Raw genomic sequence first — 15,324 nt, 5'->3', positions numbered from 1 at the left:
AAAAGAGCACGACACCGAACGCTCGCCGACCTGCTGCGCCGACTCAACCCGGTGCTGCGGGGATGGTGCAACTACTTCCGGCACGGAGTGTCAGCAGCCACCTTCCGCTACCTGGACCAGTTCGTCTGGCGGCGGGTGACCCGATGGCTGCCCAAACGACACCCCGGGATCAACTGGAAGGAGCTCTACCGGCGTTTCCTGACCGGCAGGCCAGGACGGCGACCGGCCGAGCGGGGACTCATCCTGTTCAACCCCCAGTCGGTGGAGATCACCCGCTACCGCTGGCGCGCGGACCGGATCCCCACACCATGGACGAGCGACACGACGGCGACCATCACCGCCACGTGACCCGACGGGAACCCGTGGAGCGCCGGATGCGTGGAGACGCGCACGTCCGGTGCGGAGGGCGGGCCGGGGAAACGGACCGGGAGAGATCCCGGAACCGCGCCCCGGTCCGACCCCTACAGATCACGGTGCTGGAACGTCAGCTGAGCGGGCAGAAGGTGCGGTTCACCGGGCTCGACCGGGCGTTACTGGCAGCGTTGCCGCACCGTCTGACACCCCAGGCGCTTCGCGGGATGCGAGTGCTGGTGCGTCCGGAGACGGTGTTGCGTTGGCAACGTGACCTTGTCCGGCGCCAGCCTGCTGCCCGATCCAGGCCGAAACGGCCGGGCCGGCCTCCGACCGTGCGTTCCATCCGCGAGCTGGTGCTGCGCCTGGTCCACGAGAACCCGAGCTGGGGATACAGGCGGGTGCACGGCGAGCTGCTGGTCCTGGGGGTGAAGGTCGGCGCCTCCACGGTGTGGGAGATCCTCAAGGACGCCGGGATCGACCCGGCACCCCAACGCGCATCCGGCTCATGGGCGTCGTTCCTGCGCGCGGCCGCTCATCCAACGGCCGCGTGGGTGACGCAGGCTGCAAGGAACCTGGTCATGGATCTGGAGGATGCCGGGTGCCGGGCGCGGTGGTTGATCCGGGACCGCGACGGCAAGTTCCCTGAGCTGTTCGACGCGGTCCTGGCCGACGCAGGCATCAAGATGGTGCTCACCGGGTGCGAATGCCACGGATGAACTCAATCATGGAACGGTGGGTGCTGACCTGCCGCCGCGAACTGCTGGACCGGGCTCTGATCTGGAACCAGCGCCACCTGCTCCACACGCTGCGCGAGTTCGAGACCTTCTACAACGAGCACCGGCCGCACCGGGGCATTTCCAACGCCCGCCCGTGCACTCCGCTGCCTCCACCGATCACTGACCCCGACCAGATCGCCGATCTGAACGTACGAAGACACCAACGTCTCGGTGGAATCCTCAACCAGTACCAGCATGCCGCATGACCTGCATGGATGGGGTTTTCGGCATGAGCAGGTCAGGAACTGCCGCCAGCTCGGCCCCTCCCGCCGCGGTGCTGGGGCGATGCCGGCGGCGCGTAGGATTTCCCACACTGTGGAGGCGGCGATCGCGTGACCGAGCCGGGCCAGATCGCCCTGGATTCTTCCTGGCCCCAGGTTGGATTCTCGCGCGCCATCCGCACGATCAGCCTCTTGATCGAAACACCGGTGGGTGGACGTCCCGGCCGGCGCCGGTCAGTGTAAGTCCAGTTGCGGGCGACCAGGTGGCGGTGCCAGCGAAGGATCGTGGCCGGGGTGACCCCGCAGCGAGACCCCAGGTCACAACATGAACCAAGTTTCCGAGCGGCACAGGATGCCCGCGGTGGCGTTGTTGACCAGCGCGTCCAGGCGCCCGAACGCGTCCACGGCGCGGGCGGCGAGGACGACGTCCGCGCCGGCGCGGGCGCAGCGCAGCGCCGTCGTGCGGCCGAGCCCCGGTCCCACGCCGGAGACCAGGACCGCCTTGTCCCGCAGCAGTCCGTCCATGCCCGTCCCTCCGTCCCCGGGACGGGGGCGGCGACGCCCCGCCGCCCCCGTCCCGTCATCGGCCGCCCGTCACCGGGCGTCGTAAGCGGCGACCACCCTCTTGGGGGCCTTGTTGCGCCAGGCGTTCTCGACCAGTTCCCGGACGCGCTCCTCGTCGACCTTCGCCAGGTCGACCCGCAGGCCGACGAAGATCTTGGTGGCGGCGGTGCGCCACACCTCCTCGTAGACCTCGGAGTCGGCGGCGACGGCCCGTGCCGCCTCCTCCTCCGACACCGAGAAGACCGCGGTCACCTCCCCCTTCTCCACGCCGGCGAAGGGCTTCTTGCGGACCTTGAAGCTCGGCAGCCGGAAGTGCGTGACCTCCTCCACCTCGGGCAGGGCGAGCGCGAACCGGCGGATGTCGTCGAGCGTGATCACAGCGGGACTCCTTCGGACTCGATGGCGGGGGCGCGCGGCCCTGACCGTCCGGCCGCCGGCCCCTCCAGGGCGGCGGCCACAGCCATGGGCGGCCGATGCCGCGGCGGCGGCCGTCGATGATCGTCATGAGCGGCAGCAGGATCACGTTTCCTATCGTGTAGTTCTGGCTGGCGGAGCTCGCCGCAGGGTTGGTGAACATCAGGTCGACGTACTGTGCCCAACTGCCGTCGCCCCAGATCGGATTGACGTTGCCGTCCGCGTACTCGGTCACGAATCGGATGTTGAAGTACTAGCCCACCGCGACGGATGCGATGCCGCCGAGGTAGTAGACGCACTCCAGCGTCGAGACCAGGGGACCTGTCGCCGGACGGCGGAAGATCTCCCGGTAGGACGCGACCAGGAACCAGACGACCGCAATGCCCAGGACGGCGTGGACGAGGAGCGACAGCATCTCGCCAGCGTCACGCCATCCGTGCAGTTTTGTCAATATTGTCGAAACAGATAGGTTCTGGTGCATGGCCAAGCCGGCGCAGACGGCGCGCAGCGAACGCACCCGTGAGGCGCTCCGGCGCGCCGCTCTGGTCCGGTTCCTTGCCCAGGGCGTCGAGAACACCTCGGCCGAGCAGATCGCCGCCGATGCCGGGGTGTCATTGCGGACCTTCTACCGTCACTTCACCTCCAAGCACGATCTGCTCTTCGCCGACTACGACGCCGGTCTGCACTGGTTCCGCAGCGCTCTGGCCGCGCGTCCGGACGACGAGCCCATCATCGAGTCGGTGCGGGCGGCGATCTTCGCCTTCCCCTATGACGTGCAGGCCGTCACGCAGATCGCCGCACTGCGGGCCGAGGTGCTCGACCCTGGCCGAATCGTCCAGCACATCCGCCAGGTCGAATCGGACTTCGCCGAGGCCGTCGCCGAGCGGCTAGACCGTGGAACGGCTGCTGACGGCGGTGCGCCGCTCGCCGAGCGGCTCGCCGTCACGGTGACCGCGCGATGCATCGCCGCCGCCGTCTTCGGTGCGATGGAGGTCTGGATGCTGGGCGACGAGCGGTCCTTGGCCGAGCTGGCCCGGCTGTGCCACTCCGCGCTCTCCTCGATCGAGGGCGGGATGGTCCACGGCATGTTTCGTCACTATTGACGAAACATGCGGCGCATGTCAGCCTCCCGGAGAAGCCAAGGGAACCGGGGAGGCGGCGCAATATGCAGGGCTGCGACGCGATCATCATCGGCGCGGGACACAACGGGCTGGCAGCGGCCGCTCTGTTGCAGCGGGCAGGTCTGAGGACCGTCTGCCTGGAGTCCAAGCGGTACGCCGGCGGTATGGCCTCCACCGTGGAGCTGTTCGACGGCTACAAGTTCGAGATCGCGGGCTCGCTGCAGTTCCCGACCTCCGCGACGGTCAGCCGCGAGCTCGGCCTGGACGCGGTGCCCACCGTCGACGTGGACGTCATGTCGGTGTCACTGCGGGGCGTCGGCGACGACCCGGTCGTCTACTACACCGACCCGATGCGGCTGATGACCCACCTGAACGAGGTGCACGGCTCCGAGGTCGTCAACGGCATGGCCGAGCTGGTGGCCTGGAGCCGGGCACCGGCCCAGGCGCTGGGGCGCTTCGACGCCGGGTCGCCGCCGAAGACGCTGGACGAGATGTACGCCTGCGCGACCAGTGAGTTCGAGCGGTCCAGCATCACCGACCTCCTGTTCGGATCGGTCACCGACGTGCTCGACCGCTACCTCCCCGACAAGGACGAGCACGGTGCGCTGCGGGGGATGCTCGCCTTCCTCGCGGTCAACACCACGTACCGCGGCCCGGCGACGCCGGGTAGCGCCGCGGCCCTGGCCTTCGGTCTGGCCGTCCCCGACCAGAGCGCGGTCTTGATGAAGAAGCCGCGGGGCGGCATCGGAGCGCTCACCGCGCATCTCCAGGACCTGTTCACCTCCGCCGGAGGAGAGCTGCGGCTGCGTACCGAAGTGACAGAGATCCGCGTCGCCGGTGGACGCGTGGTGGGCGTCCGAACCGAGGACGGATCCACGCTCGACGCCCCGATCGTCGTCTCCTGCATCGCCCCCGACCTGACACTCACCCGCCTGGTCTCGTCCAGCGCCGTGGCCGCCGACGTACGCCGGCGGTTCTCCCGCGTCGACCACCGCGGCAGTTACGCCCAGATGCACTTCGCGTTGGACGGCGCGCCGGAGTTCGCGGCACCCTACGAACTGCTCGACGACCCGGCGATGCAGGCGGCCATCGGCCTGTTCAGCACACCGGAGGAACTCCAGCGGCAGTGGGAGGACTGCCGTCGCGGGATCGTGCCGGCGGACCCGGCCATCGCGTTCCAGATCCCCTCGGCACACGACCCCGGCCTCGCGCCGCCGGGGAAGCACGCGGCATCAGCGTTCTCGCTGTGGTTCCCGATCGAGGCCGGCCGCGCCGACTACGCCCGGCTGAAGACCGAGATGGGACAGCGTGTGATCGACAAGATCAGCCGGCTCGCACCCGGCTTCGCCCGGCTCATCACCAAGCACACCACCTTCACCCCGCGCCACATGAGCACCATGTTCGGAGCGCCGGGCGGCGACTACTGCCACGGCCTGCTCCACCCCGAGCAGATGGGCCCCCACCGCCCCGGACCGAACGGATACGCCGACCAGCCGCTCAGCATCGACGGGCTCTACCTGGGCAGCGCGGGTTGCCACGGCGGCCCCGGCATCACCTTCATCCCCGGCTACAACGCCGCGCAAGCGGTACTCGCCAACGGCTGACACGACGCCCTGGCCAGCCCCATCTGCAGCGTTCTCCATCGGCCGCGCGATCTTCATCGGCACTACATCCGAGCATCCTCATCTGCCCGCAGGGACTCTGCTGCGTGAGATCGGCCGAGGGCCGCACGTCCTGTCCGGTGCCGCCGGGAAGGCTGATCCGCTGTAACGATGCGGAGGCGCCCGTCGACCTCGCCGGCCCGCAAGCGCCTGTCACGCCGGAGTACGGTTTTCGCCGGGGCGGGAAGGTGCCACGGTGACGGTGAGGGGTGCTATGAAATCGGGCCGAGCCAGTCGAACGGCGATCTTGGTGTGTCAGGGGCGTGCGGTGGCCGACGGCCGTATGGCTGTGGGCCGGTTCAGCGATCCGGTGGCCGGACGGCTGCTCGGCCCCGAGGAGTTGAAGCCGGTGGACGCGGCACGGGACGGAGCCGCCACCGGACAGGTCGGCGGGCGGGAGCGGTGGGCCGTGGAATCCGTCAGCGCCTGCGCCGAGATCGTGGTGCCCCGCACGGTGGTGATCGACGAGGCGGTGACCAGCGCATTAGCGGACCGCGACGGCATGCAGGTGGTCCTGCTCGGCGCCGGGCTGGACACCAGGCCGTGGCGCCTGCCGGCTTTGGAGGCGGTGACGGTGTTCTCCGTGGACCACCCCGACACCCAGGCTGATGCCCGGACCCGCGCCGCCGGGCTCACCCCTGTGGCGCGGCAACTGGTGTTCGCTCCGGTCGACCTCACCATCGAGCCCCTGGATGCCGCCCTGAAAGCCGCCGGCCATGACAGGACGGTACCGACCGTCTGGGTCTGGGAGGGAGTGGTGCCCTACCTGCGCAAAGCCGAAGTGGCCGCGACGGCGACCGCGGTGGCGCGCCTATCCGCCGCCGGCAGTGTGCTGGTGGTGAACTACCAGACCCCTTCCCTGACGGCCGGCCTCGGCCGCGCCGTGGTCAACCTGGCCTCGCGCCTCGGACGCGTCGAAACCGCCACCGCGGACGAACCGTGGCGCTCGGCGTGGACACCCGCTCGAATGGCCAGACTCTTGACCGCGCAGGGCTTCGCCGTCGAGCGGGATGTCGACCTGCTGCACCTCGCTCACCGCCTCGATTCACCCACCAGGCACAGTCGATCACTCCGCAACGGCCGCGTGGCCGTTGCCCGATTCACCGGCCCTGCCCCAGCAAGCGCATGACGGCACCAGGCGGAGTGTGCCGATGGTGGCGCACAGGGTGGTTCGGCAGCAGAGCCCTGTGGTAGCCAAGGCAAGCATGAGCGAGACACCCATCCCTTACCCCGGCGACCACGACGGCCCCACGCGGATCCTGCAACTCCACACGCGCCGCGGAGTGGTCGCCAAGGCTGGCATCACCGTCAGTATCGACGATGCCCACTACCACCAGGGTTGGGGAAGGGCGGCCTTCGAAATCCCGGCGGACAAGCCAGTGCACGTTGCCGTGTCGCAGGGAAGTGGTCAGATCGGCGTCGCCGCCACGGTCCTCACCCCTGAGCAGCCATCTGAGCTGGAGTACCGTGGCCCAGCCGCCCTGTACCTCGCAGGGCGCATCGGAGCTCCCGGCACGGTGAAGCAGCGGGGCTGCCTGCTCCAACTCGCGATCTTCACTCTCGTTCCCCTCACGGCGCTGACGTTCGTGATCATGATCAGCATCCTTCTGTTCCAGTGACCGCCGACCCCGCTCTGATCCCACACCCGCCACAAATCCAGCCGCGGTCGCCGCGCACCTCCTCGACTCCCGCCCGGAGCAGACCCGTAAGAGCCTCGGGGAACTCATCGAGACCGCCGGCACTGCGCTCGACGACCTGCGGGCCACGGTCGGCCTGCTGCGCCAGTCCGGGGACGCGGCCGCGCGCCGTGCGTACGATCGCCGCCGGCGACACTCCCTGTCCCCCGCCGCATCACCCCGAGAGGCTCGCCGCGCTCAGCCCGCGCGAACGCGAGATGGTGGCCCTGGTCGCGACCGGCCTCTCCGACCAGGAGATCGCCGAGCGGATCTTCCTCAGCCCCTTCACCGTCCGCCCTCACGTGCAGCGCGCCATGACGAAGTTGGAGGCCCGCGACCGGGCGCAACTCGTCGTCATCGCCTACCGGACGGGCCCGGCCCGCGCCGCCCCCGGTGGCGGCACCGACCACCTGCCGTAGTCTCCGGTCCGCCCGGAGACTACGGCCGCCTGACCTGAGTCGGCCGTGGACCGACGGGGCAGGAAGTGTCTCGCGCCGCCACCTTCAGGACGCCTCGGTGCGGTCCTCGGGAGGTCTCGGGTCCTGGGGAGGCCCGGCGGGCGATGGAGCGGGGCGGCCGTCGGCCGGGGAACCCGCGATGATGGTCGGCAGGAGCTTTTCGAGCAGCGCCTCACAGTCGTGCCGCCAGAAGGCGAGGACATACGTGTCCCAGTAGCGGCCGCCATAGTATTCGTGCTCGCGCAGCGTGCCCTCGACCTCGAAGTAGCGCCCGGCACCGCTGGCGAACGTCCAGGAGCTCAGTTCGGACGTCTCGGCGTAGATCTTCCGGAGGTTGAAGTTCGCAAAAAGGTAATTGAGGAAGAGCGCGATGGCGTCGAAGGTCCAGATCGCCCCGCCGTGATGGTCCCGCATGAGTATCGCGAGATAGGTCGTCTGATTGCGGAAGTCGGCGTTGTAGGCGCTGATGAGGCCGAGTGGTTCTCCGTCGCTCGACCGCTCGATCAGGAACTGGCACAACACCCCGCGCCACAACATCACCTGGAAGTCCGGTGGGCTCGGCGTGGTGCCGCGCGTACGCCATCGATAGGTGATGCTTGAGCTCGTCGACAGCTGGAGGATGAAGTCGTAGTCGGTCGGCTCGACCGGCCGGAGAACCACCCTCTTCCCGCGGAAGGTGATCTGCCGGGCCAGCATTCCCGATCGCGAAAGGTCATGTGTCATTGGGCCCTACCCAGCTCGGCCAGGCGAGCAGCCAGTTCATTCGGAGTACTGGACAGATAGAGCGCCGCCTCGATTCCTCGCGCATCCACCGTGGGGAGTGCCTCCTCCAGATGGATGAGGAGCTCCGTGGCGTTGACCGAGTCGACACCGAGTTCCGGCCAGGGCAGCGAGCGGCTCTGCTCGTCGAGGGGGTGGTCGATCAGTTCGGAGATGACCTCCATGAGGCGGACTCGGGTCAGCATCGGGACCTCGCAACGTTGGTTTCGCCGGCCAGGAAGTGCGATCGGGCATCGTTTCTCTTCAGCTTGCCGGATGTCGTTTTGGGAATGGAGCCCGGTTCTACAACGCTGATGATGTCGAGTCGTACGCCCAGGCATTGGAGCACGAGGCTCCTCAACCGATCCTCCATTTCCCGGTGGTGTGATCGTGCGCCGCCGGCGGGCTCGACGAGCAGGACCGACCGCTCCGGCGGCGGGGACGGGATCGAGAAGGCGACCGTCCGGCCGCGCCGGACCAGGCCGGACGCCTCGGCGGCGCGCTCGATCTCGTGAGGGAAGACACGGCGGCCGTGAACTTTGATGAGGTCCTTTCGCCGGCCCGTGACGAACAGGCGGGACCCCATCGTGAAACCCTCGTCCCCGGTCGCGAGGCCTCCAGGCTCGGCCCGGTATTCGTCCGCAAGGGATGCGCCGCGCACGGTTATCTCACCGATCTCGAGATCTCCGAGTTCCCGATCGCCGTCGCGGATGCTCACCGACAGGCCTTCCAGGGGAATGCCCGCAGAGACCACCCGGGAGTCCCGGCTCGATTCGTCCGTTCCCGGGACGTCGACGATGACGGGTGCGGTGCCGGGGGGCTCGGCGCTCACCGCCAGGGTCGCCTCTGCCAGCCCGTACGCCGGGACGAGGCTGCCGGCGGGCAGCAGCCGCGCCGGCCCCTCCACCAGGCGCTCGCAGAGGACCGGATCCACGGGCTCCGCGCCGATGATGGCCACCCGCATCGATTCCAGGGCGCGGCGCATGGCCCGCCGGTCGCGTCCGCCCGCCCGGTAGGAGAGGAGCGACCACCCGCTGTTGGGCGCGGGAATGGAGGTCGGCCGCGCCTCCGTGAGCCACTGCTCCCACATGCTGGGATGCGCCAGGAACGTACTCGGTGCGCAGAAGGTGAGACGGCACGAGAGATGGTCGGAAAGCAGCACGGTGCCGACGAGGCCCATGTCGTGGTTCAGCGGCAGCCACGAGAAGATCGAGTCGTCGGCCGACGCCTGGAACCGGCGGCGCAGCGCCTTGAGGTTGGCCTCGAGCGCGTCGCGGGAGATCGTGACGGGACTCGGGTGGCCGGTCGTTCCGCTCGTGAACTGCACCAGCCTGAACCGCGCCGGCTCGAAACCGTCGTGGGCACCTCGGCGAGAACGCTCCCGCAGGGGCGGATCGAGCAGATCCTCGATGGCGACTCGCTGCGCCCCGGCGGCGAGGCCGCGTATTTCCTGACCCGGGCCGACGATGATATCCGGCTGGAGCCGATCCAGTCGGTCGCGCAGCGAGGCCATCATTCCCGGCGAGTGGCCGGCCATGCCGAGAAAGGTGATCTGGATTCCGGCGACGAGTGCCGCCCGAGCGAGAACCGCACTCTCCGGCGAAGTATCCCCGACCACCGCGACGAGGAAATCGGATTCGCCATGCCGCGCTATCAGGCGAGATGCCAGCTCGGCAGACATATCTTCTATTTGATCACGGCTCCACGTGACCTGCCCCTGTCGGGACAGAAAGGTCACCGTCATCTCCACCTCCCGGTCACCAGAAAACAGACTGCGATCACGTTCACCAATGAATCTGCCATGGGCACGGGGTAATGTATTGAATAAATGCGCAGGCCCGGGATAATCGATCGCCCTCAGCGGCGGAGTGCTTCGGCCGGCTCGATCTTGGAGGCGCGCCAGGCCGGGTAGAGCCCCGCGAGCAGGCCCGTGGCGGCCCCGACGAAGGGGGCGGGCAGAACGGTCAACGGCTCGAGGACGGGAGTCCATTGCCGGGCGATGGCGACTGCCACTACCGTGGCAACTCCGGCGCAGGTCCCGATGAGCCCGCCGAGCAGTCCGAGAGCAGCCGATTCGGACAGGAACTGGGCCGCGACATGGCGTCCGCGAGCGCCGAGGGATCGGCGTAACCCGATTTCCGCTGTTCGTTCGAGGACGGCCACAAGGGTGGTGTTGGCAATGCCGACCGCTCCGATGACGAGGCAGATTCCGGCGAGTGCCAGGAAAAGGCCGCCGAGGTCGGTGTCGACCTGTTCCCTGAGCTGTTTCGGGTCGGGCGGGACGGTCACCTTGAACCGTCCCGGCTGATCCGGCCGGATGGCCAGGGCGGCCTGGTCGCCGATCAGCTGGGCCGCGCCGAGCCGGGTCTCGATGAGCACCTTGGGCGGCTGCCCTTCCCGGCTCCCCGGCTCACCCCACAGGGTGGTCGCCGTCGCGGACGGCACGAGCACCGACAGGAGAGTCTCGGGCTGGCGCCGGACGTCCTCGATGATGCCGATCACGGTCAGGCCCGTGTCGCCGATGAAGACCGCCGGCTGGTGGTCGAGCCGGACGATCCCCAGCCGGTGCGCGGCGGCCTTCCCCAGGAGGGCGACACGCTGCCGCTCCTTCTGGTGGAACGCGTCGTACAGGCGGCCGGCGCCGACCGTCGCGTGGATCGCCTCCAGGTAGCCGGGCGAGGCGGCGACCACGGTGAGGGATTCGCCGGGCTCACGCCGGATCGAGGGAGGCCGCGCGCTGATCTCGGTCTTCGACCCGAGCGTGGCCTGCCAGTGGACGCCCGCCGCCAGTACACCGTTCAGCCCGGTCAGCCGCGACTCGGTGCCGGGCGGGAACGCGGGGTCGGCCAGTGCCGGGTCGGCCGGAGCGTCCTCCACGACCACCTCGGTGGCCGCCAGGGCGGTGAAGCGCTTGGAGATCTGCCCGGACGTGGTCGCCGTCAACCCGAGCACCGCGACGAACGCCGCCACTCCCAGCACCGTCCCCAGCACCGTCAACGCGGCCCGCGCCGGACGGGCCAGGATCGCCGCCACCGCCTCGTCCGCGGCGTCCCGGACCGCCAGCCGGGTCGGCCGCACCGCCTTCCGGTGCCGGCGCCCCGGCCTCATCCGCCCTCACCCACCTGCGCGACGCCCGAAGCCAGAGTCCGCGGGTCCGCCTCGGCGAGCACGCCGTCCCGGATCACCACCGCCCGCTGGGCGTCCGCGGCCACACCCGGATCGTGCGTGACCACCACCACCGTGAAGCCGTCCGCGTGCAGTTCGCCGATCAGCTCCAGCACCGTGCCCGCCGTCGCGGTGTCGAGATTGCCGGTCGGTTCGTCGCACAGCAGCAGGCTCGGCCGGTTGACCAGAGCCCGTGCGATCGCCACCCGCTGGCGTTCACCGCCCGACAACACGCCGGCCGGCGCCTGCGCCCGCCGCGCCAGGCCCACCCGGTCCAACGTCGCGGCGGCCCGTGCGCGCCTCTTGCCGCGCGGCACACCGGTGTAGAGCATCGACAGCATCACGTTCTCCAGGGCCGAGCGGTGCGGCAGCAGATGGAAGGACTGAAAGACGAACCCGATCCGCCGCCCGCGCAGCGCCGTGCGATCTCGTTCGCTCAAGGCTGCCGTGTCGATCCCGTCCAGCCTGTACACGCCCTCACTCGGCCGGTCCAGCAGGCCGGTGACGTTCAGGAACGTCGACTTGCCCGCCCCCGACGGCCCGAGGACCGCCGAGTACTCGCCTCGCCGGATCACCAGGTCCGCGGGATGCAACGCGGTGACCGGCGGCGGGCCCGGATACCGTTTCCCGACCCCGGCGAACTCGATGACCGGGGCGACCTCGATGACCGGGGCGGGCTCGGTGCTCTCCGGAGGCTCGGCCGACGTCACTTGCCAACCACCACGCGGTCGTCCGGCGCCAACCGGGCGGATCCGGTCGGCGCCACCTCCACGAACCCGCCCCCGGCGGCCCCGGTGCGCACCGAGACCCGTTCCCGCCGCCCGTCGGCCAGCAGTTTGATCACCTGCGTCGACTGGTCCGCGCTCGCGTAGATCGCCGATGAGGGCACCACCAGCACCGGCCCGCCGGTCGACGCCGTCTCGATCGTCAACCGGACGTCGCGCCCCGTGAACCGCTGCGGCAGCGGCTTGACCCCCCTGACCTCGATCGGGTACCCCGGCTGGACTGCGCGTTCGGCGCCGTCCTCGCCGCCTCCGCCGTCCTCGCCGCCTCCGCCGTCTCCGCTGTCCTCACCGGCGCCCCCGCTGCCGGCGAACCCGCCGATCGACGTGACCCTGCCCGTGGCCTTCGCACCGGTCTCTTCGGCGAGGACGGTCACCCGCATCCCGGCTTTGACCAGTTCATGGTCGGCGGCCGACAACGAGCCGCGCGCCACGAGGTCTTCGGCGGACAGTTCGAGGATCGTCCCCTTCGCCGGATCCCCCAAGTGCGCCTTCACGTCCACCACGCGGGTCGGGAACTTCGGAATGAACAGCACCTCACCCGCGCTCAGGTACGCCCGCCTCTCCGGCTCGGACCGTCGTCCTCGGTCCTCCTCTTCGGTGCCGTCCCCGGGACGGTCGGGAGGAGCGTCCGCCGGCGCCTTCACGTCCGTGGGCGGGTCGTAGCCCCTGTCGGAGTAGAGCCGCTTCACCGCCGCCGCGGCCGACGCCCCGAAGACCCCGGACCGGTCACCGACCCGATAGCCGAGATCACTCAGCGCCGACCGCAACTGGCGGACGTCAGGCCCCTTCGCGCCCTGCTTGACGTCGCGATACGGGGGGATCCGGCCCGGCAGCGCGATGACCGGGCGCCCCGAGACCTCGGCCACGACGCTGCCCGCGTGGATCCGCTGCCCCTTCCGCACCGCGGCTCGTGTGATCACGGCTCTGCCCGCATCGACCTCGGGTGCGGGCACTTTGATCGTCTTGCCGGGGGCGACGGTGCCGCGCAGGACGACCGTCTCGCGCAGCACCCGCCGTTCCACGAGTGCCGAGAGCACCGAGGCGACCGGCGGCTCCGCCTCCGCCGCAACCTGCTGCGGCGACTTGACCAGCGTCGAGGCACCCGACCCCGCCACCGCCAGCACCACTGCGCCGGCGACCAGCCCGGCGAGCGCCCGACGCCGGCGCGCGGGATCGGGTGCCGTCTTCATCGGCCCGCCATCACGTCGGCCACGTTGCGCTGCAGCGTGTCGAGGAGCTTCCTGGTCTCCGCGAGGGCCAAGGAGTTCGTCTCCAGGAGCCGGCGCTGGTAGGCCGACTCCACGGCCATCCAGATGCCCACCATATTGGTCTCGTTCCGGCAGGCGATATCCGCTCGGGCGGTGCGGATTTCACGTGGGCTCGCCGAATCGCCCTGCCACCGCGGATCGTCGTGCGCGTCCCAGGGGGTCTTGTACGAATAACCCGACTTGGACATGCAATTGCTCCACAGCGCCCACACCTTGGTGACCCTGCTGTCGTGTTCGGCCTGGGCGTGAGCCTGATTGGCGAGCCTCTCTCCGAGCTTGATGTCCGCGTGGGCGGGAGCGCCCGAAAAGAGCCGCGCCCGCACCTCGCCGACGCATCCGCCGTCCGACACGGGCTTCCCCGCATAGTTCCGGATCTTCTGTCGCGGAGAATCACTCGCACGGCCGTAGAGGACCTCGGTGGGAGGAGGATTCGAGACGGCGAGTTGCCGCTGCTGACCGGCCGCGCCCGCCTTCAGTTCCGGCGGCGAGCCATAACCTTCCCGAGCCGCCAGCTCCGCGTCGACGATTCCATAGCGCCGTTCGTTCCTGGGCCGCGGTTTCGGCTGAGCAGCGGTTCCGAGCGAGAAGCCGTACCGCCGCACGCAGTCCCGCAGCAGGAGGTCGTTCGCCTTGCCGAGAATTCCCTCTCCGGGGATGTAGGCATCGAGCGGAAGCTTGATCTGCGTCCCGTCCCGGACGACCGGGGGCGGGCCGATGGCGGGCTCGCCGCCGGCCGTTCCGCCGCCTCCGGCCGCGCAGCCCGCCAGAGTCACGGACGCCAGCAGCACAGCCGGCGCGAGGGCCGCACGCAGCGCCTGCCGCCCGCGGCCCCGCACCCCGGTCGTGCTAGACATGAGTCCAGTAGTGAGAGCTCGCCCGGTTGTCCCCGATGTTGTTGTTCGACAGGGAAGGGTCCGATGTTCCGGGCGCGTACGTCGTGTTGGCGCCGCCGCCGCTGGTGTGCTGGTAGAGGGTGACGTTGTAGCTCCCGCCACCGTTGTTCTTGACGGAACTCGCCTCGTTGTCGAGGCCGTCGGTGCTGTTGTACCAGACGTTGTTCGTGTAGTCGCCGTCGCTGCCCGTCCACTGGTAGACGTGGTTGGTGTTGTTCTCGTTGTAGTTGTTGTTCTCGAAGAGGCAGACTTCGCCGCGGTCACAGTCGTAGTTCGGGGCGGCGTGCGCGGTCGAGGTCTTGATTCCGAGCGCGACGGTGATGCCAACCGCGGCGCCGGAGGCCATGCCCAGCCTTCTCAGTGACATTGCGATCCCTTTCCTGACCGACCTGCTCTGACAATTGACAATCTGACATGCCTCCGCGGCGTAAAGAAGCAGGGCTGTTCAAGCACATCGGCAAGTCTGCCTACACGATTTCTTTACGTTCCCCTTGGGGTACGGCGAGGCGAAAGCCGACTCCGCGTACCGTCTCGATCCACCGTTTGTCACCGAGCTTCGTGCGGAGGGCGCCGATGTGAACGTCGAGCGTGCGCGTGGACCCGTACCAGTTGTCGCCCCACACCTGGGCGAGAATCGAATCCCTCGTAACGACCGCCCCTTGGGCCTCGGCCAGGAGGGCGAGCAGTTCGAACTCCTTGCGTGTGAGCCGGACCTGGGCGCCATCGATCGTCACCCAGCGTCGCAGCGCATCGACGCTGAGCGTCCCCAGGCGGTACGGCGCGCTTCCGCTCCGGGCCCCTTCGGTCCGTCGCCTCACCGCTTCGATGCGTGCGGCCAGCTCGTGGAGCCAGACGGGTTTGACGACGCAGTCGTCCGCGCCGGCGCGGAGGACGAGCACCCTGTCGAGCTGGGCGTCCGCATCCCCGAAGGCGATCATCGGTACGGCCGACCGGGCCCGGACGCGTCGGCACAGTTCGCATCCTTCGAGATCCGGAAGCAGCAGATCGAAGAGGACGAACTCGGTCCGGTCGAGCCGTGCCAGCACCTCGGCGCCCGTGCGCACCAGGTCGACGTCATGTCCGTGCTGTTTGAGTCCGGTCGCCAAGGATTCACCGCTCGGGCCATCGGCGCCGGCCAGCAAGATCTGCATACTGGTCCCCGCTGGTATCACTCTGAAATGGCCGTTCCACGTTCCGTTCAGGACGGGC

20 protein-coding genes and 1 pseudogene are annotated in these 15,324 nt (G+C 69.4%); 8 read left to right on the top strand and 13 right to left on the bottom strand.

The features are described from left to right. From AL2_RS33325 to AL2_RS38855, 3 genes are all read left to right on the top strand, one after another. A partial coding sequence (locus tag AL2_RS33325) for a group II intron maturase-specific domain-containing protein (protein WP_281181647.1) occupies positions 1 to 348 on the top strand: 348 nt, incomplete at its 5' end. Positions 349 to 473: 125 nt separating this feature from the next. Beyond that, positions 474 to 1,070: a helix-turn-helix domain-containing protein gene (locus tag AL2_RS38860; protein ID WP_210748315.1), complete on the top strand. Its 597-nt coding sequence runs from the start codon at positions 474 to 476 to the stop codon at positions 1,068 to 1,070. After that, on the top strand, positions 1,067 to 1,336 hold the full coding sequence (locus tag AL2_RS38855; protein ID WP_218003740.1) for an integrase core domain-containing protein: 270 nt from the start codon (positions 1,067 to 1,069) through the stop codon (positions 1,334 to 1,336). Before AL2_RS38860 ends, AL2_RS38855 begins: the two co-directional genes overlap by 4 nt. 333 nt (positions 1,337 to 1,669) lie before the next feature. Here the strand turns inward: AL2_RS38855 and AL2_RS33315 are convergent, their stop codons facing one another. The 4 genes and pseudogenes from AL2_RS33315 to AL2_RS38845 all read right to left on the bottom strand — a co-directional run bounded on the left by AL2_RS33315 (position 1,670) and on the right by AL2_RS38845 (position 2,744). Then, positions 1,670 to 1,876, bottom strand: a complete 207-nt coding sequence (locus AL2_RS33315) for an SDR family oxidoreductase (RefSeq protein ID WP_067640794.1) — start codon at positions 1,874 to 1,876, stop codon at positions 1,670 to 1,672. A 69-nt stretch (positions 1,877 to 1,945) separates the two neighbouring features. Further along, entirely contained in the window at positions 1,946 to 2,293 is a 348-nt protein-coding gene (locus tag AL2_RS33310) for an MmcQ/YjbR family DNA-binding protein (RefSeq protein ID WP_067640792.1), read from the bottom strand. Between the two features lie 88 nt (positions 2,294 to 2,381). Next, positions 2,382 to 2,573, bottom strand: a pseudogene (locus AL2_RS40200) (DUF2834 domain-containing protein); the annotation flags it as partial. Positions 2,574 to 2,582: 9 nt separating this feature from the next. Next, on the bottom strand, positions 2,583 to 2,744 hold the full coding sequence (locus AL2_RS38845; RefSeq protein ID WP_210748314.1) for a hypothetical protein: 162 nt from the start codon (positions 2,742 to 2,744) through the stop codon (positions 2,583 to 2,585). Positions 2,745 to 2,808: 64 nt separating this feature from the next. Here AL2_RS38845 and AL2_RS33305 point away from each other — a divergent pair, with 64 nt between their 5' ends. The 5 genes from AL2_RS33305 to AL2_RS37855 all read left to right on the top strand — a co-directional run bounded on the left by AL2_RS33305 (position 2,809) and on the right by AL2_RS37855 (position 7,206). Continuing rightward, a complete protein-coding gene (locus AL2_RS33305; protein WP_067640790.1) occupies positions 2,809 to 3,432 on the top strand; it encodes a TetR/AcrR family transcriptional regulator in 624 nt (207 codons plus the stop codon). 62 nt (positions 3,433 to 3,494) lie between these two features. Then, a complete protein-coding gene (locus AL2_RS33300) occupies positions 3,495 to 5,054 on the top strand; it encodes a phytoene desaturase family protein (RefSeq protein ID WP_067640788.1) in 1,560 nt (519 codons plus the stop codon). Positions 5,055 to 5,325: 271 nt separating this feature from the next. Further along, the gene (locus tag AL2_RS33295) at positions 5,326 to 6,240 is read left to right on the top strand and encodes a class I SAM-dependent methyltransferase (protein WP_067640786.1); all 915 of its coding nucleotides are present in this window, start codon (positions 5,326 to 5,328) and stop codon (positions 6,238 to 6,240) included. A gap of 76 nt (positions 6,241 to 6,316) precedes the next feature. Next, positions 6,317 to 6,730 carry a hypothetical protein gene (locus tag AL2_RS33290; RefSeq protein WP_157438527.1) on the top strand — a complete coding sequence of 138 codons (414 nt, stop codon included), beginning with the start codon at positions 6,317 to 6,319 and terminating at the stop codon, positions 6,728 to 6,730. Positions 6,731 to 6,918: 188 nt separating this feature from the next. Next, positions 6,919 to 7,206, top strand: a complete 288-nt coding sequence (locus AL2_RS37855) for a response regulator transcription factor (protein WP_376741326.1) — start codon at positions 6,919 to 6,921, stop codon at positions 7,204 to 7,206. Positions 7,207 to 7,290: 84 nt separating this feature from the next. On the opposite strand, the gene AL2_RS33280 is transcribed toward AL2_RS37855, so the two are convergent. From AL2_RS33280 to AL2_RS33245, 9 genes are all read right to left on the bottom strand, one after another. Continuing rightward, complete coding sequence (locus AL2_RS33280) at positions 7,291 to 7,941, bottom strand: GNAT family N-acetyltransferase (protein ID WP_067640782.1); 651 nt, start codon at positions 7,939 to 7,941, stop codon at positions 7,291 to 7,293. A gap of 23 nt (positions 7,942 to 7,964) precedes the next feature. Further along, a complete protein-coding gene (locus AL2_RS38210; protein WP_168444705.1) occupies positions 7,965 to 8,189 on the bottom strand; it encodes a phosphopantetheine-binding protein in 225 nt (74 codons plus the stop codon). Positions 8,190 to 8,203: 14 nt separating this feature from the next. Further along, a complete protein-coding gene (locus AL2_RS33270; protein ID WP_067640778.1) occupies positions 8,204 to 9,748 on the bottom strand; it encodes an AMP-binding protein in 1,545 nt (514 codons plus the stop codon). 113 nt (positions 9,749 to 9,861) lie between these two features. After that, positions 9,862 to 11,112: an ABC transporter permease gene (locus tag AL2_RS33265; protein WP_067640776.1), complete on the bottom strand. Its 1,251-nt coding sequence runs from the start codon at positions 11,110 to 11,112 to the stop codon at positions 9,862 to 9,864. Next, positions 11,109 to 11,879, bottom strand: a complete 771-nt coding sequence (locus AL2_RS33260) for an ABC transporter ATP-binding protein (RefSeq protein ID WP_157438525.1) — start codon at positions 11,877 to 11,879, stop codon at positions 11,109 to 11,111. Before AL2_RS33260 ends, AL2_RS33265 begins: the two co-directional genes overlap by 4 nt. After that, complete coding sequence (locus tag AL2_RS33255) at positions 11,876 to 13,144, bottom strand: peptidoglycan-binding domain-containing protein (protein WP_083947159.1); 1,269 nt, start codon at positions 13,142 to 13,144, stop codon at positions 11,876 to 11,878. Before AL2_RS33255 ends, AL2_RS33260 begins: the two co-directional genes overlap by 4 nt. Further along, a complete protein-coding gene (locus AL2_RS36925) occupies positions 13,141 to 14,076 on the bottom strand; it encodes a hypothetical protein (RefSeq protein ID WP_083947158.1) in 936 nt (311 codons plus the stop codon). Before AL2_RS36925 ends, AL2_RS33255 begins: the two co-directional genes overlap by 4 nt. Further along, positions 14,069 to 14,482, bottom strand: coding sequence for a peptidase inhibitor family I36 protein (locus AL2_RS33250; protein ID WP_083947157.1), 414 nt, complete (start codon positions 14,480 to 14,482; stop codon positions 14,069 to 14,071). The genes AL2_RS36925 and AL2_RS33250 overlap by 8 nt, the downstream gene beginning before the upstream one ends. A 100-nt stretch (positions 14,483 to 14,582) precedes the next feature. Continuing rightward, positions 14,583 to 15,266, bottom strand: coding sequence for a response regulator transcription factor (locus AL2_RS33245; protein ID WP_067640770.1), 684 nt, complete (start codon positions 15,264 to 15,266; stop codon positions 14,583 to 14,585). Between the last annotated feature and the right edge of the window lie 58 nt (positions 15,267 to 15,324).

The sequence above is a fragment of the Actinomadura latina NBRC 106108 genome, assembly GCF_001552195.1.
Lineage (GTDB): Bacteria > Actinomycetota > Actinomycetes > Streptosporangiales > Streptosporangiaceae > Spirillospora > Spirillospora latina.
This window is presented reverse-complemented; position numbering and strand designations above follow the sequence as displayed.

Excerpts from the sequence above, each read along its gene's own strand:
- AL2_RS33290 (WP_157438527.1), top strand. The coding sequence starts at position 6,317 with ATGAGCGAGACACCCATCCCTTACCCCGGCGACCACGACGGCCCCACG.
- AL2_RS33270 (WP_067640778.1), bottom strand. The coding sequence starts at position 9,748 with ATGACGGTGACCTTTCTGTCCCGACAGGGGCAGGTCACGTGGAGCCGT.
- AL2_RS38210 (WP_168444705.1), bottom strand. The coding sequence starts at position 8,189 with ATGGAGGTCATCTCCGAACTGATCGACCACCCCCTCGACGAGCAGAGC.
- AL2_RS33315 (WP_067640794.1), bottom strand. The coding sequence starts at position 1,876 with ATGGACGGACTGCTGCGGGACAAGGCGGTCCTGGTCTCCGGCGTGGGA.
- AL2_RS33255 (WP_083947159.1), bottom strand. The coding sequence starts at position 13,144 with ATGAAGACGGCACCCGATCCCGCGCGCCGGCGTCGGGCGCTCGCCGGG.
- AL2_RS36925 (WP_083947158.1), bottom strand. The coding sequence starts at position 14,076 with ATGTCTAGCACGACCGGGGTGCGGGGCCGCGGGCGGCAGGCGCTGCGT.
- AL2_RS38855 (WP_218003740.1), top strand. The coding sequence starts at position 1,067 with ATGAACTCAATCATGGAACGGTGGGTGCTGACCTGCCGCCGCGAACTG.
- AL2_RS33250 (WP_083947157.1), bottom strand. The coding sequence starts at position 14,482 with ATGTCACTGAGAAGGCTGGGCATGGCCTCCGGCGCCGCGGTTGGCATC.
- AL2_RS33305 (WP_067640790.1), top strand. The coding sequence starts at position 2,809 with ATGGCCAAGCCGGCGCAGACGGCGCGCAGCGAACGCACCCGTGAGGCG.
- AL2_RS33300 (WP_067640788.1), top strand. The coding sequence starts at position 3,495 with ATGCAGGGCTGCGACGCGATCATCATCGGCGCGGGACACAACGGGCTG.
- AL2_RS33245 (WP_067640770.1), bottom strand. The coding sequence starts at position 15,266 with ATGCAGATCTTGCTGGCCGGCGCCGATGGCCCGAGCGGTGAATCCTTG.
- AL2_RS33280 (WP_067640782.1), bottom strand. The coding sequence starts at position 7,941 with ATGCTGGCCCGGCAGATCACCTTCCGCGGGAAGAGGGTGGTTCTCCGG.
- AL2_RS38845 (WP_210748314.1), bottom strand. The coding sequence starts at position 2,744 with ATGCTGTCGCTCCTCGTCCACGCCGTCCTGGGCATTGCGGTCGTCTGG.
- AL2_RS33265 (WP_067640776.1), bottom strand. The coding sequence starts at position 11,112 with ATGAGGCCGGGGCGCCGGCACCGGAAGGCGGTGCGGCCGACCCGGCTG.
- AL2_RS33295 (WP_067640786.1), top strand. The coding sequence starts at position 5,326 with ATGAAATCGGGCCGAGCCAGTCGAACGGCGATCTTGGTGTGTCAGGGG.